At 62.1% G+C, this 14755-nt stretch carries 15 protein-coding genes and 1 pseudogene; 13 read left to right on the top strand and 3 right to left on the bottom strand.

Features of this window, described 5'->3' with window-relative positions; genetic code table 11:
• The first annotated feature begins 1 nt into the window (after position 1).
• The 13 genes and pseudogenes from ACLGGT_RS00505 (at position 2) to dxs (ending at position 12108) form a co-directional block, all read left to right on the top strand.
• Positions 2-1135, top strand: coding sequence for a methyltransferase (locus tag ACLGGT_RS00505; RefSeq protein ID WP_151979533.1), 1134 nt, complete (start codon positions 2-4; stop codon positions 1133-1135).
• 114 nt (positions 1136-1249) lie between these two features.
• Positions 1250-2191 carry a chlorophyll synthesis pathway protein BchC gene (bchC, locus tag ACLGGT_RS00500; RefSeq protein WP_037297512.1) on the top strand — a complete coding sequence of 314 codons (942 nt, stop codon included), beginning with the start codon at positions 1250-1252 and terminating at the stop codon, positions 2189-2191.
• The gene (locus ACLGGT_RS00495; RefSeq protein WP_008280392.1) at positions 2188-3192 is read left to right on the top strand and encodes a chlorophyllide a reductase iron protein subunit X; all 1005 of its coding nucleotides are present in this window, start codon (positions 2188-2190) and stop codon (positions 3190-3192) included. Before bchC ends, ACLGGT_RS00495 begins: the two co-directional genes overlap by 4 nt.
• Entirely contained in the window at positions 3179-3343 is a 165-nt protein-coding gene (locus ACLGGT_RS00490; RefSeq protein WP_157132400.1) for a hypothetical protein, read from the top strand. The genes ACLGGT_RS00495 and ACLGGT_RS00490 overlap by 14 nt, the downstream gene beginning before the upstream one ends.
• A complete protein-coding gene (bchY, locus tag ACLGGT_RS00485) occupies positions 3340-4890 on the top strand; it encodes a chlorophyllide a reductase subunit Y (protein ID WP_008280390.1) in 1551 nt (516 codons plus the stop codon). The genes ACLGGT_RS00490 and bchY overlap by 4 nt, the downstream gene beginning before the upstream one ends.
• Positions 4890-6364 (top strand): annotated as a pseudogene (gene bchZ, locus ACLGGT_RS00480) (chlorophyllide a reductase subunit Z). The gene bchY and the pseudogene bchZ overlap by 1 nt, the downstream one beginning before the upstream one ends.
• 4 nt (positions 6365-6368) lie before the next feature.
• Complete coding sequence (pufQ, locus tag ACLGGT_RS00475) at positions 6369-6596, top strand: cytochrome PufQ (protein ID WP_008280387.1); 228 nt, start codon at positions 6369-6371, stop codon at positions 6594-6596.
• Positions 6597-6720: 124 nt separating this feature from the next.
• Entirely contained in the window at positions 6721-6870 is a 150-nt protein-coding gene (gene pufB / locus ACLGGT_RS00470; RefSeq protein WP_008280386.1) for a light-harvesting antenna LH1, beta subunit, read from the top strand.
• A 15-nt stretch (positions 6871-6885) separates the two neighbouring features.
• A complete protein-coding gene (pufA, locus tag ACLGGT_RS00465; protein WP_008280385.1) occupies positions 6886-7047 on the top strand; it encodes a light-harvesting antenna LH1, alpha subunit in 162 nt (53 codons plus the stop codon).
• Positions 7048-7160: 113 nt separating this feature from the next.
• Positions 7161-8000 carry a photosynthetic reaction center subunit L gene (pufL, locus tag ACLGGT_RS00460; protein WP_008280384.1) on the top strand — a complete coding sequence of 280 codons (840 nt, stop codon included), beginning with the start codon at positions 7161-7163 and terminating at the stop codon, positions 7998-8000.
• Between the two features lie 3 nt (positions 8001-8003).
• Positions 8004-8993, top strand: a complete 990-nt coding sequence (gene pufM / locus ACLGGT_RS00455) for a photosynthetic reaction center subunit M (RefSeq protein WP_008280383.1) — start codon at positions 8004-8006, stop codon at positions 8991-8993.
• Between the two features lie 3 nt (positions 8994-8996).
• Positions 8997-10091 carry a photosynthetic reaction center cytochrome PufC gene (gene pufC, locus ACLGGT_RS00450; protein ID WP_008280382.1) on the top strand — a complete coding sequence of 365 codons (1095 nt, stop codon included), beginning with the start codon at positions 8997-8999 and terminating at the stop codon, positions 10089-10091.
• Positions 10092-10179: 88 nt separating this feature from the next.
• Entirely contained in the window at positions 10180-12108 is a 1929-nt protein-coding gene (dxs, locus tag ACLGGT_RS00445) for a 1-deoxy-D-xylulose-5-phosphate synthase (RefSeq protein WP_151979530.1), read from the top strand.
• Positions 12109-12110: 2 nt separating this feature from the next.
• Here the strand turns inward: dxs and ACLGGT_RS00440 are convergent, their stop codons facing one another.
• The 3 genes from ACLGGT_RS00440 to puhE form a co-directional block, all read right to left on the bottom strand.
• On the bottom strand, positions 12111-12557 hold the full coding sequence (locus ACLGGT_RS00440) for a c-type cytochrome (RefSeq protein WP_437194803.1): 447 nt from the start codon (positions 12555-12557) through the stop codon (positions 12111-12113).
• A gap of 127 nt (positions 12558-12684) precedes the next feature.
• The gene (hemA, locus tag ACLGGT_RS00435; RefSeq protein ID WP_008280379.1) at positions 12685-13899 is read right to left on the bottom strand and encodes a 5-aminolevulinate synthase; all 1215 of its coding nucleotides are present in this window, start codon (positions 13897-13899) and stop codon (positions 12685-12687) included.
• Positions 13889-14701, bottom strand: a complete 813-nt coding sequence (puhE, locus tag ACLGGT_RS00430) for a putative photosynthetic complex assembly protein PuhE (RefSeq protein ID WP_008280378.1) — start codon at positions 14699-14701, stop codon at positions 13889-13891. The genes hemA and puhE overlap by 11 nt, the downstream gene beginning before the upstream one ends.
• Between the last annotated feature and the right edge of the window lie 54 nt (positions 14702-14755).

Genomic DNA, 14755 nt, shown 5'->3' with positions numbered 1-14755 from the left:
CATGACCGTGGCGGGCGATTTGCCCGAGCGCCGAGAGCGGCGGCGCGGTGGTTGGGTGACACGGCTGATCGCCAATCCGCGCTTTCAGCAGTGGGCCAGCGGCTTTCCCCTGACGCGCGGCATTGCGCGGCGCGACGGGGCCGAGATTTTCGATATTGTTCAAGGCTTCGTGCAATCGCAGGTGCTCTCAGCGATCGTTGAGCTGGATCTATTGCATCATCTGGCCGACGGGCCGGAGGCACCAACTGTCCTTGCTCGACGGGCCGGCATGGCCGAAGACCGCATGGCGATTCTGCTTCAGGCGGGTGCTGCCTTGGAGCTTTTCAAGCGGCGGCGCGACGGGCGTTTTGCGCTGGCTCGCAAGGGCGCGGCGATTCTCGGGGTGCCGGGGCTGGAGGCGATGATTCGTCACCACAGCGCCTTTTACGCCGATATGGCCGATCCTGTGGCGCTGTTGCGCGGGCAGGGCGACACGGAATTGGCGCGGTTCTGGCCCTATGTATTCGGCGCAGCGGCCGAGATGGAGCCAGAGGTCGCGCGGCGCTATTCCGATCTTATGGCGCAGTCTCAGGGGCTTGTGGCGCAGGATGTGCTGCGGATGGTGCCCTTTCGCGAGAGCAGGCATCTGCTGGATATTGGTGGCGGGAGCGGGGCGTTTCTGGCTGCGGTTGCCGCCCGCTATCCCGATCTGCGTCTCAGCCTTTTTGATCTGCCAGAGGTTATTCCTGCGGCGCAGGGGCGATTGACACAGGCTGGTCTAACTGGGCGGTTGACACTTTTTCCAGGCTCTTTTCGCAGTGATCCGCTGCCTGAGGGGGCTGATACCATCTCGCTCATCCGGGTTCTTTATGACCATGACGACGCCACGGTGACGGCGCTTTTGGCCAAGGTGCATGCTGCCTTGCCCCCCGGTGGGCGGCTGATTGTGGCAGAACCGATGGCCGGTGGTGCCAGCCCCGAGCGGGCGGGTGACGTCTATTTTGCCTTTTATACCATGGCGATGGGCACTGGGCGCGCGCGCTCTGCGGCGCGTATTGCCGAGCTGTGCCGCGCGGCGGGGTTTGCGGATATTCGCATCCCGCGCAGCCCGCGCCCCTTCGTTACCAGTGCTTTGAGCTGTGTAAAGAACGGCTGACGAAAATAATTCTGACAGTGTAAAGAAGAGTTGACACTTTGGCCTGTCCCGTTACACTTACAGACAAGGGGAATCCAAAATCTGACAGTGTCAGACAACGGACAGGAGGCCACCATCGAAACCCGCGCCGTTCATCTCAGAGGACCAGAAGACCTCTCGGTTGATAGCCTGACGCTCAAAGCGCCGGGGGCCGGAGATCTGGTGGTTGACGTGACCCATTCGGGCATTTCCACCGGCACGGAAAAACTGTTCTGGTCCGGTCAGATGCCGCCGTTTCCCGGTATGGGCTATCCGCTGGTGCCCGGTTACGAGGCTGCCGGTGAGGTGGTCGAGGCCGCACCCGGCACCGGTTATAAGCCCGGCGATCATGTGTTCGTGCCCGGTGCTGATTGCTACGAGGGGGCCTTTGGTCTCTTTGGTGGTGCCTCTGCGCGGCTTGTGACCAAGGCGTCGCGGGTGTGCCGAATCGATGCGGGTTTCGGGGCCGAGGGCGCGCTTTTGGCGCTGGCGGCGACGGCGCGGCATGCGATGGCAGGGCTGGACAAGGCAGTGCCGGACCTCATCGTAGGGCACGGCGTTCTGGGGCGCTTGTTGGCGCGTTTGACCATTGCGGCGGGCGCACCTGCGCCGACCGTCTGGGAAACGCAGGCGGGGCGCAGCACCGGGGCGCAGGGCTATTCGGTGATCCATCCCGATACGGACACGCGCCGCGACTACCGCGCGATTTACGATGCCTCGGGCGATCCCGCGATCCTGAATACGCTGATCGGGCGTCTGGCCAAGGGTGGCGAGGTGGTGCTGGCGGGGTTCTATCCCCAGGCGCTCAGCTTTGCCTTTCCCATGGCGTTCATGAAGGAAGCGCGGCTGCGCGTGGCGGCGGAATGGGTCCATGACGACCTGACCGCGACCCGCGCGCTCGTCGAATCGGGTGTGCTTAGCCTGAGTGGGCTGATCACACATCAGGCATCGGCAAATGCCGCGCCGCAGGCCTATCGGACCGCGTTCAGCGATCCCGATTGCCTGAAAATGATACTCAACTGGAAGGACGCGGCATGAAGGACGAAGTACCGAATCTCAAGGATTTCGACCAGCGGCTGCGCGACGAGGCGCATGAAGAGCCCACCCTCGAAATTCCGCAAGGCGAACCCAAGTCCAAGACGCAGATCATCGCGATTTACGGCAAGGGCGGCATCGGCAAATCCTTTACGCTGGCCAATCTGAGCCACATGATGGCCGAGATGGGCAAGCGCGTGTTGCTGATCGGGTGCGATCCGAAATCCGATACCACCAGCCTGCTTTTTGGCGGCAAAGCGTGCCCCACGATCATCGAGACCTCGACCCGCAAGAATCTGGCAGGCGAGCCGGTCAAGATCGGCGATGTTTGTTTCAAGCGCGGCGGCGTGTTCGCGATGGAATTGGGCGGACCAGAAGTGGGCCGGGGCTGTGGCGGACGCGGGATCATTCACGGGTTTGAGCTTCTCGAAAAGCTCGGATTCCATGACTGGGATTTCGACTATGTCTTGTTGGATTTCCTTGGAGACGTGGTGTGTGGCGGGTTCGGTTTGCCGATTGCGCGGGACATGGCGCAAAAGGTCATTCTGGTGGCGTCAAACGATCTGCAGTCACTTTATGTGGCGAACAATGTCTGCTCGGCGGTGGAATACTTCCGCAAATTGGGCGGCAATGTCGGTGTGGCGGGTTTGGTCATCAACAAGGATGACCACTCTGGCGAGGCACAAGCCTTTGCCAAATCGGTGAATATCCCGGTGCTGGCCGCGATCCCGCAGGATGACGATCTGCGCAAGAAATCCGCGAATTATCAGATCGTTGGCACGGCGGCGAGCCAGTGGGGCGATCTTTTTGCCGAGCTGGCCGATGCGGTCTCTGTTGCGCCGCCGGTGCGACCCAATCCGCTGGATCAGGACGGGCTTTTGGCGCTGTTCGACAGCAAGGACACGGGCGGCGACTATGTGCTGGAACCGGCGACAGATGAGGATATGCGCGGCAAATACGCAGCGCCCAAAGCCTCTTTGGAGGTGGTTTATGACGATGCGTGAGGAACCCCGCCGCGAGACATTGGCCGAGGTGCAGCGCCTGCTGGCGCGCGCGCGCCCCGATCAATTGCGCCGCCTCTTGGCCGATATTCAGGCCGTTCAGCAGATGACCAACCGGGATGAGCACGCATCCCCCCAAAGGCGGGTGTCATGAGCGATGAAGTCACATATGACGGGGCCGCAGAGGCCCGCGTGATCACCGGCACCGCCGTTGAGACCGCGCCTGACCTGGCGGGCGGCTGCCATTCCGGGGCAGAGATGGAAAAGGCTGCGCGTCTGGCGGGGCAATCGGAATTGCTGGATCAATACGCCCGCGATTATCCCAAAGGGCCGCATGACCAGCCGCAGAGCATGTGCCCGGCCTTTGGCAGCTTGCGCGTGGGCCTGCGGATGAAGCGGGTGGCGACGGTGCTGTCTGGCTCGGCCTGCTGCGTCTATGGTCTGACTTTCGTGTCGCATTTCTACGGCGCGCGCCGCTCGGTGGGCTATGTGCCGTTCAATTCCGAGACACTTGTTACCGGCAAGCTATTCGAAGACATCCGCGAGAGCGTGCATGAAATGGCTGATCCGGAGCGGTTCGATGCCATTGTCGTGACCAACCTCTGTGTGCCGACGGCAAGCGGCGTGCCGCTGCGCCTGTTGCCCAGTGAAATCAACGGTGTGCGGATTGTGGGCATTGATGTGCCCGGGTTCGGTATCCCGACCCATGCCGAGGCTAAGGATGTGTTGGCGGGGGCGATGCTGAATTACGCCCGCAAAGAAGTGATGGCGGGGCCGGTCGCGGCCCCTGCGGGCGGCAAGTCTGATCGCCCGACCGTGACATTGCTGGGCGAGATGTTTCCGGCGGACCCGATGATGATCGGCGCGATGCTGGCACCCATGGGCCTTGCCGCCGGGCCGGTCGTGCCCTGCCGCGAATGGCGCGAGCTTTATGCCGCGCTGGATTGCGGCGCGGTGGCGGCGATCCATCCGTTCTATACCGCTGCAATCCGCGAATTCGAGGCCGCAGGCCGCCCCATCGTGGGTTCGGCACCGGTGGGCCATGATGGCACCGCCGCGTGGTTGGCGGGTATTGGCGATGCCTTTGGTCTCTCGTCAGAGAAGGTTGCGGCGGCGCAGAACGCCTTTTTGCCCGCGATCAAAGGGGCTCTGGCCAATGCGCCGATCAAGGGCACGATCACCCTTTCGGGTTATGAAGGCAGCGAATTGCTGGTGGCGCGGTTGTTGATCGAAAGCGGAGCGCATGTGCCTTATGTCGGCACGGCCTGCCCCAAAACACCGTGGTCGGCGGCGGATGCTGAATGGCTGGTGTCCAAGGGCGTCAAGGTCAAATTCCGCGCCTCGCTGGAAGATGACTGCGCGGCGATGGAAGCGGTTCAGCCTGATTTGGCGATTGGCACAACGCCCGTTGTGCAAAAGGCCAAGGCCAAGGGCATTCCATCGCTTTATTTCACCAATCTTATCTCGGCGCGGCCCTTGATGGGCCCGGCGGGGGCGGGAAGCCTGGCCGAGGTGGTCAATGCGGCCATGGGCAACAAGGCCCGTATGGACAGCATGCGCGAGTTCTTTGCCGGGGTGGGCGAAGGCGACACCGCCGGTATCTGGGAAGGCAGCCCAAATCTGCGCCCCGATTTCCGCGCGCAGCATCAGAAAAAGCTCGATAAACAGGCGCGTGCCGCCAAAGCGCAGGAGATGATCTGATGCTTATTCAGGATCATGATCGCGCGGGCGGGTATTGGGGGGCGGTCTATGCCTTCTGCGCCGTCAAGGGATTGCAGGTGGTGATCGACGGCCCCGTGGGCTGCGAGAACCTGCCGGTGACCTCTGTGCTGCATTACACCGACGCGCTGCCGCCGCATGAGTTGCCCATCGTGGTGACGGGCTTGGGCGAAGGCGAGATGGGGTCTGGCACCGAAGAGGCGATGAAGCGCGCCTGGGGCACGCTTGATCCGGCGCTGCCTGCGGTGGTTGTGACCGGCTCGATCGCCGAGATGATCGGCGGCGGTGTGACGCCGCAAGGCACGAATATTCAACGCTTTTTGCCGCGCACCATTGACGAGGATCAATGGCAGTCGGCGGATCGGGCGATGACGTGGATTTTCACCGAATTCGGCATGACCAAGGGGCGGATGCCCCCGAAAAGCCGCGTGAGGAGGGGGCCGCCCCCCGCGTCAATATCCTTGGGCCGATGTATGGCACGTTCAACATGCCGTCGGACCTGCACGAAATCCGGCGTCTGGTCGAGGGGATCGGGGCCGAGGTGAATATGGTGATGCCCTTGGGCGCGCATCTGGCCGAGATGCGCAATCTGGTCAACGCCGACGTCAATGTCGTTATGTATCGCGAGTTTGGCCGGGGTTTGGCCGAGGTTCTGGGCAAGCCCTATCTGCAAGCGCCCATTGGCGTAGAGAGCACGACGCTGTTCCTGCGCAAGCTGGGCGAGATGCTGGGGCTTGACCCGGAACCATTCATCGAACGTGAGAAACATTCGACGCTAAAGCCGGTCTGGGATCTGTGGCGCTCTGTGACGCAGGATTTCTTTGCCACCGCGAATTTCGGGATCGTGGCGAACGAGACCTATGCCCGAGGTATCCGGCTTTATCTTGAGGGCGATCTTGGCCTGCCCTGCGCCTTTGCGGTGGCGCGCTGTGCGGGCAAGAAGACCAACAACGAGGAAGTGCGCAGTCTGGTTCATACCAAGCGGCCGCTTATCCTGATGGGGTCGATCAACGAAAAGATCTATCTGGCCGAGACGCGCGCCGGATTTGGCCCGCAGCCGGTATTCCTGCCCATGAGCTTTCCGGGGGCGGCCATCCGGCGCGCCACAGGGACGCCAGTGATGGGCTATGCCGGGGCCACGTGGCTTTTGCAGGAAGTGTGCAACGGGCTTTTTGATGCGCTCTTTCACATCCTGCCGTTGGCCACCGAAATGGACGCTGTGCAGGCTACGCCCACACCGCTGCGCCGGGATTTCCCATGGGATGCCGATGCCGCCCGCGAGTTGGAGCGGATCGTGGCCGAACATCCGGTACTGACGCGGATTTCCGCGGCCAAGACATTGCGCGATGCCGCCGAAGACGCGGCGTTGCGGCAGGGCGACGAACGGGTCGTGTTGCAAACCGTTCAAGCGATTTCCCCCCGTATGACCGGGGTTCCAGTTCGAGAGGAGGACTGAGACGATGACTGACATGACATCAAACCCGCCCCGAGTGCGCAGCCGTCAGGCGCGCCGCCGTGGTCTGGAGTTTCAGCTCTATTTTGCTCTGATTTTTGCGTTGGCGCTGCCCTTCGCCACTCTGCGCTGGATGCGCGAAGTGGTGCAGTATCGCACGCTTGATCTGCGCGGACCCTTGGCGCGTGCCTGGGCCGAGGCGGATCGCACAACGCCACTGATTTTCTCGGCCTGATAGGCCGAGATCACGAGCTGCCTGCTCCATGATGGGGCGGACAGAACCCTGCGGGGCCATGCAGGCCCCGAAGGACCCGGTCGCGGGGCACGCGACGTCAGCATAACGTTCCGGAGGAAAGTTCATGGCTGATAAATCTGACCTGTCGTTCACAGGTCTCACCGACGAGCAGGCCCAGGAGCTGCATTCTGTGTACATGAGTGGCCTTTGGCTGTTCACGGCACTTGCAGTGGTTGCACACATTGCAACCTTCATCTGGTTCCCGTGGTTTTAAGGATAGGGGATAGACATGGCAAAGTTCTACAAGATCTGGCTCATTTTCGACCCCCGCCGCGTTTTCGTGGCGCAGGGCGCGTTCCTGTTCCTTCTGGCCGCGATGATCCATCTCGTGCTGCTCAGCACCGACGGTTTCAACTGGTTTGAAATCGCCGCTGCCAAGTATGGTCAGTGATTTCACTGTCCCAATGATCGCTGCGGGCGGGGCCAACGCCGCCCGCGGCTACCTAACGAAACGAAACGGCTGAGCGGGCACCCGCGACGGCCGGACAACGCGGGGACCACGAGATGGCTTTGCTCAGTTTTGAAAGAAAGTACCGTGTCCGCGGAGGAACGCTGATTGGCGGCGATCTGTTCGATTTTTGGGTCGGGCCCTTCTATGTCGGCTTCTTCGGGGTCACGACCGCATTTTTCGCAGCCCTTGGCACGATCCTGATTTTCTGGGGAGCGTCGCAACAGGGGACGTTCAACCCATGGCTCATCAACATCGCGCCACCTGACCTGAGCTACGGTCTTGGTCTGGCACCGCTGATGGAGGGAGGGTTGTGGCAAATCATCACCTTCTGCGCCACCGGGGCCTTTATCAGCTGGGCGCTGCGCGAGGTGGAAATCTGTCGCAAACTGGGGATGGGCTATCATGTGCCCTTTGCCTTTAGTTTCGCGATCCTGGCCTATGTGACGCTGGTGATCTTTCGCCCGCTTCTGATGGGGGCCTGGGGGCACGGGTTTCCATATGGGATCTTCAGTCACCTCGATTGGGTCTCGAATACCGGATATGCCTATCTGCACTTCCACTACAATCCGGCGCATATGCTGGCGGTGACTCTGTTCTTTACCACCACCTTTGCTCTGGCGCTGCATGGCGGCCTGATCCTGTCGGCGGCCAACCCCGAGAAGGGCGAAGAGATGAAGACGCCCGATCACGAGGACACCTTCTTTCGCGACTTCATTGGCTATTCTGTCGGCACGCTGGGCATCCACCGCGTTGGCTTTCTTCTGGCGATCAATGCGGTCTTCTTTTCGGCGGTCTGTATCATCATTTCCGGCCCGGTCTGGACCAAAGGCTGGCCCGAGTGGTGGAACTGGTGGCTCGACCTGCCGATCTGGCCCTCTCAGGTAGGGATGTGAACCATGATTGAATATCAGAACATTTTCACCCAAGTTCAGGTGCAGGGCACGCCCGAGATGGGCATGGACGACACCGGCGGGCGGCTGACGGCCGAACGCGCCGGCAAGCCCTTCTTCTCGACCCTCGTCGGTTGGCTTGGCAACGCGCAGATCGGGCCGATCAACCTCGGCATGCTGGGTGTGGTCAGCCTGATCAGCGGATTCATGTGGTTCTTTATCGTCGGCCTCAATATGCTGGCGCAGGTGGGCTGGTCTTTGCCCGAGTTTCTGCGCCAACTCTTCTGGCTGGCGCTGGAGCCGCCGGGGCCGGAGCATGGGCTGTCGATGCCGCCGCTCAATGATGGCGGTTGGTATATCATCAGCTCGTTCTTTCTGCTGGTGGCGGTCTGTGCCTGGTGGTTGCGCACCTATCAACTGGCCGCAAGCCACAAGATGGGCAAACATGTCGCCTGGGCCTTTGCCTCTGCCATCTGGCTCTTTCTGGTGCTGGGCCTCTTCCGGCCGATCCTGATGGGGTCTTGGTCCGAGGCGGTGCCTTACGGTATCTTCCCGCACCTTGACTGGACCACGGCGTTCTCGATCCGCTACGGCAACCTCTACTACAACCCGTTCCACTGTCTCTCGATCGTGTTCCTCTATGGCTCGGTGCTGCTGTTTGCGATGCACGGGGCGACCATTCTGGCTGTGACCCGCTTTGGCGGCGACCGGGAGTTGGAACAGATCGTCGACCGCGGCACGGCGTCTGAGCGTGCGGCCCTCTTCTGGCGCTGGACCATGGGGTTCAACGCGACGATGGAGGGGATTCACCGCTGGGCCTGGTGGTTTGCGGTTCTCACCCCGATCACGGGTGGTATCGGCATCCTGCTGACCGGCACGGTCGTGGACAACTGGTTCATCTGGGCACAAGAGCACAACTTTGCGCCGATGTACGACGGGTCTTATGGCTACGAGGCTTATGGCTCTTACGAGGCCTTTATCGGAAAAGGAGAGTAAGCCATGTTTCCCAAATGGTTTGACAAATGGAACCGTGACAATCCGACCAATATCTTTGGTCCGGCGGTGGCCATCGGCACAGTGGGCGGCGCGGTCTTTGTGGCAGCTCTCTTGGTGACATGGGGCCAGCCCTATGCCACCGAGAGTATGCAGACCGGCCCACGCGGCACGGGCATGTCGGTGCCCGAGTTCAAGGTGGATCTGGCCAAGCCCGATCCCTCGATCGAGAGCTTCCTTGCCTCAACCTCGGCACCCGTTGTGCCACAAGGGGGCGAGCAGACCGCCGGTGAGGCCCGTGAGAACGTGCCGCCGGGGTTGGAAAACCTCACGGTTGAGAACTATGACCGCTTGCTGACCGCGATGCGTGTCTGGACCGGAATTCCCGATCTTTTCGAGAGCCCGGACAATTACCAAACCTCTGTGGGCCATGTCATGATCGGCATGACCCAGAACCTCAACGAGGAATGGTCCGGTCACGTCAACGCCAACAAGGAGGTGGGTGTGACCTGTTACACCTGTCACCGTGGTCAGCCGGTGCCCTCGGACATCTGGTACAAGATCAGCCCGGTCAATGAGGCCGTCGAGGGTTGGTCGGCCAATCAGAACCGGGTGACCGTGCAGTCGCAATACACCTCGTTGCCCTCGGACGCGCTGGAGAAATACCTGCTCGATGGCGAGAGCATCAAGGTGCATGATCTTGAATCCCGTGTGGCGGGTGTGCCGGGCACGGATGATTATCCGGGTATCCAGCAGGCCGAGCGGACCTATTCGCTGATGAATTATGTCAGCAATTCGCTTGGGGTGAACTGTGTGTTCTGCCACAATTCCCGCGCCTTCTATGATGGGGCGCAGGTCACGCCGCAGTGGGGCACGGAAATCCTCGGGATCGAAATGGTGTTGGAGTTGAACAATACCTATCTCGTGCCGCTTGAGGGCCTCTTGCCCGAAAACCGGCTGGGACCTGTCTATGCTGACGCGCCCAAGGCCGCCTGCAAGACCTGTCACAAGGGATACCAGCAGCCTCTGCAAGGCACCAATGTGATCGGCGACTGGCCCGAGCTTGCCACGACAAGCGGCGAGCCGGATTACAGCAACTGACACTGCACGGGGGCGCTATGATGCGCCCCCGTTGCCCTTTGCCGCCCCTCGCGCGGGTGGCATCAGAGCCACCGGGGAGGAGGCCGCCATGACCCACACCAGACCCAACACACCGCTTCTGGACCGTATCGCCGGGCCATCGGATCTGCGCCAGATGCCGGACCGGCAATTGGCCGCCCTTGCCGATGAATTGCGCGCCGAGGTGATTTCCGCCGTGTCGGAAACCGGCGGGCATCTGGGATCATCTCTGGGCGTGGTCGAATTGACAGTGGCCATTCATGCGGTGTTCAGCACGCCGATGGACAAGCTGATCTGGGACGTGGGCCATCAATGCTATCCCCACAAGATTTTGACCGGCCGCCGCGACCGTATCCGCACGCTGCGGCAAAAGGATGGGCTGTCGGGGTTCACCAAGCGCAGCGAGTCGATCTACGATCCGTTTGGCGCGGCGCATTCCTCGACCTCGATCAGTGCCGCGCTTGGCTTTGCTGTCGGGCGCGACATGGGGCAGGCGACGGGCGATGCGATTGCCGTGATTGGTGACGGATCAATCAGCGCCGGCATGGCCTATGAGGCGCTTAACAACGCTGGGGCCGAGGGCCGGCGGTTGTTTGTCATTCTCAACGACAACGAAATGAGTATCGCGCCGCCGGTTGGGGCGATGTCGTCCTATCTCAGCCGCATGTATGCCAGCGAGCCTCTGGCGCGTATGGCGTCTCTCGCCGAAGGGTTCGAGGCGGCACTGCCGACGCCGTTGCGGGAAAGCGCCAAGCGCGCGCGGCAATTGGTGACGGGGCTCACGGGCTCTGGCACGCTGTTTGAAGAGCTGGGATTTCAATATGTCGGGCCGATTGATGGCCATGACATGGGGCAACTTCTCTCGGTGCTGCGCGCTGCGCGCACGCGGGCGACCGGGCCGGTTCTGATCCATGTCTGCACCGTCAAGGGTAAGGGCTATGCCCCGGCTGAGGGGGCGGCGGACAAGGGCCATGGCGTGTCGAAATTCGACCCGGCCACCGGCGCTCAGGCGAAATCGAAACCCGGTGCGCCGTCCTACACGGGCGTATTCGGACAAGCGCTGGTCGATGAAGCGGCGCGCGATGATCGCATCGTTGCCGTGACCGCCGCGATGCCTGATGGCACCGGCCTGACCAAAATGGCCGAGCGGTTTCCGGCGCGGGTGTTCGATGTAGGCATTGCCGAGCAACACGCTGTGACCTTTGCCGCCGGGATGGCGGCAAGCGGATTGAAGCCGTTTTGCACGATCTACTCTACCTTCCTGCAACGCGCCTATGATCAGGTTGTGCATGATGTGGCCCTGCAAGGGCTGCCGGTGCGATTTGCCATTGACCGCGCGGGGCTGGTGGGGGCCGATGGTGCCACCCATGCGGGCGCGTTCGACATCGGGTATCTCGGCAATCTGCCGGGCATGACCCTGATGGCGGCGGCCGATGAAGCGGAACTGGTCCATATGGTCGCCACTGCTGCCGCGCATGATGCAGGGCCGATTGCCTTTCGCTATCCGCGTGGATCCGGCACGGGCGTTGCGCTGCCAGAACGGGGCAAGCCGCTGGCCATTGGCAAGGGCCGCGTCATCGAGGAGGGCACCGATGTGGCGATCCTCAGCTTTGGCGCGCATCTTTTTGAATGTCAGGTCGCGGCCGATATGGTGGCGGATGACGGGATTACCGTGACCGTGGCCGATGCCCGCTTTGCCAAACCGCTCGACACAGACCTCTTGATGCAGCTTGTCAGTCATCACCGTGCGCTCATCACGGTGGAACAGGGGGCGATGGGGGGCTTTGGCAGCATGGTTCTGCACGAGTTGGCGCGGCGTGGCGCGTTTGACAAGGGGCTGATCCTGCGCACGCTCTGCTTGCCGGATCGGTTCATAGATCAGGCGGACCCTGCAGATATGTATGCCGATGCGGGCCTGTCGGCCACGGATATTGCCCATTCGATCCGTGCCGCTGTGGCAGGGCGGGCGGAAGTGGTGCCATTGCGGCAGGTGCGCTGAATCTACGGCGCAGGCGGGCGCGTGACGGTCTGAAGATAGGCCCAGACATCCTGTGCCATTTGCACATCGCGCAATTGATAGGCCATCTTGCCGCGTGCCTGCGGATCATCAAGGTAGGTGCGCAAAAATGCCGTGGCATCGCGGATGTAGCTTACGAAGCCCTCTTCGTTCCAGCGTAGGCCGGATGTACCCGCCGCCACCATCGAGCGGGAATAATTGAAGCCCGGCACGCTGCCCGCGTGCCGCCCGATCACGCCATAGAGATTGGGGCCGGTGCGCCCACCGCGCACCACCGGCGTTTCTGTCTCGTCGATGATTGAATGGCAGGCCCGGCAATCCTTGAAAAGCGCCTCGCCCCGCTGTGCATCGGCGGCGAGCGTCGCGGTGCCAAGTCCCGACAGCCCAGGAATCAAAAGCCCAAGAATCAAAGTCGCGCAAAGGTTGCGCATGCTGAGACCTCCTCGCCTCCGCTTTCCCGTTATTAGGTGGGCGGTCTTGATGTCAGGTCAATCAGCGGGGCGGGCAGATCACGCGGTTGTCACACCGCGTGCGCTATGCGTTTGACGGCCAGAAATATCACGCCACGGCATGCGCCAGGGCGCATTGCTTCCAGAGCACGGTCAGGGCCCGCACGAGGTGGTCGAGATCGGCGTCGGTATGCAGCGGGCCGGGGGTAAAGCGCAGGCGTTCGGTTCCCTTGGGCACTGTGGGATAGTTGATGGGCTGCACATAAATGCCATAGTCGCGCATCAGGATGTCAGCCAGCATCCGGCATTTGACCGGGTCCTTGATCATCACCGGGATGATATGGCTGTCATTGTCCAGATGCGGAATGCCCACCCGGTCCAGCAAGCTGCGCAACCGCGCCACTTGCGCGCGCTGCGCCTGCCGCTCTGTTTGCGATTCCTTGAGGTGGCGGATGCTGGCCGTCGCCGCCGCAGCTACTGCCGGGGGCAGGGCCGTGGTAAAGATAAAGCCGCTGGCGAAAGAGCGGATAAAGTCGCACATCGCGGCAGAGCCGGTGACATAGCCGCCCATGCAGCCATAGGCCTTGCCCAGTGTGCCTTCGATCAGGGTGATCCGATGCGCAAGGCCGCGTTCCTCGGACACGCCACCACCGCGCGGGCCGTAGAGGCCGACGGCATGCACCTCGTCAAGATAGGTCATCGCGCCATGTTTCTCGGCCACTTCGACGATTTCTTCCATCGGGCTGATGTCACCATCCATGGAATAGACGCTCTCGAAGGCGACGATCTTGGGCGCATTGGCGGGCAGGGCGGCCAGTTTGCGATCCAGATCCTCGGGGTCGTTATGCCGCCAGATCACTTTTTTGGCGCGGCTGTGGCGGATGCCTTCGATCATGCTGGCGTGGTTCAACTCGTCCGACAGGATCACCGCATCGGGCAGGCGCGCGCCAAGGGTCGAGAGCGCGGCCCAGTTCGAGACATAGCCCGAGGTAAAGAGCAGCGCCGCCTCTTTGCCATGCAGATCGGCCAATTCGCGCTCCAGCACCAGATGGTGATGGGCTGTGCCTGAGATGTTGCGCGTGCCGCCCGCGCCGGTGCCGCAGGCGTCGATCGCGTCTTTCATCGCTTGGCGGACCACGGGATGCTGTCCCATGCCGAGATAGTCGTTGGAACACCAGACCGTGACCTCTTCGGGTGCGTCTGCATCATGGCTCTTGGCCTTGGGAAAGGCGCCGCATTGCCGCTCCAGCTCTGCGAAAATGCGGTAATTGCCTTCCTTTTTCAGCGCGTCGAGTTGCGCCGTGAACATGGCATCAAAATCCATGATGTCCCTCCGGTCTTGATTTTTCAGGTGTGGGTTTGGGCGCGGGCAGCATCCAGCGCCAGAGTTTCGCATCCGGCAATGGCAGCACCATCAACCAGTGTTCGAGAAGGGCCAGCGCCGTGATAGCCGCCAGCAGGGCAAAGCCAACGGCTGTCTCGGGTGTGGGCGCGGACCACAGCCGCTCGAGCCAGCAGGCCACGGCAAAGCTAAGCGCCGAGACCGTGAGTGGAAAGAACCAGCCCACGGGGGCCATGCGGAAATGGCTGGCCAGATGCGCCAGTTGCGCAGGCAGGAATTCGGTATTGATCTTGGGCACGCCGAAATAGAGGTTCAGCTTGGCGCTGATCCGGGCGAAATAGAGGATGCTGAAGGTCCAGAGACCAACGGTGTTGACCGCATCGGTGGCATAGAGCCAGAGCAGGATCAGCACGCCCGTCAGCAGCATTTCGTGATAGGCGACCGTGCCCCAGGCGCGGATGAACCGCTCCCACCCGACGATATGCGCGGGGCAGGGGCGCTGGTTGGGTCCGGTGATCGCCCCGGTGAGAAAGCTGAGCTCGATCCAACCCCAGATCGCCAATGCCGCCAGGAATGCCCCACAGGCCGCGCCGGTGCCGGTTTGCCCCAAGGTCGTCTCGTAGCCCCAGATACCCAGTGCGAGTACGGGCAGCGCCATCAGCACCGCCCGCCGCCGTGCCGCAGCCCCCCGCCGTTCGCAGAGCCGCACGACAATGAGGATCGCCCCGGTGGCGAACCACCAGAGAAAAACCGCCATCAGCGCTGCGATCCAGGGGCTTGTCACGACTGTCCTTTCATCTGGCTTTAAATACCTCGGGGGCATGGGGGGCTGGCCCCC

Origin of the sequence: Roseovarius sp. MS2 (genome assembly GCF_051447875.1) — a bacterium.
GTDB classification, from domain to species: Bacteria; Pseudomonadota; Alphaproteobacteria; order Rhodobacterales; family Rhodobacteraceae; genus Roseovarius; species Roseovarius mucosus_A.
This window is presented reverse-complemented; position numbering and strand designations above follow the sequence as displayed.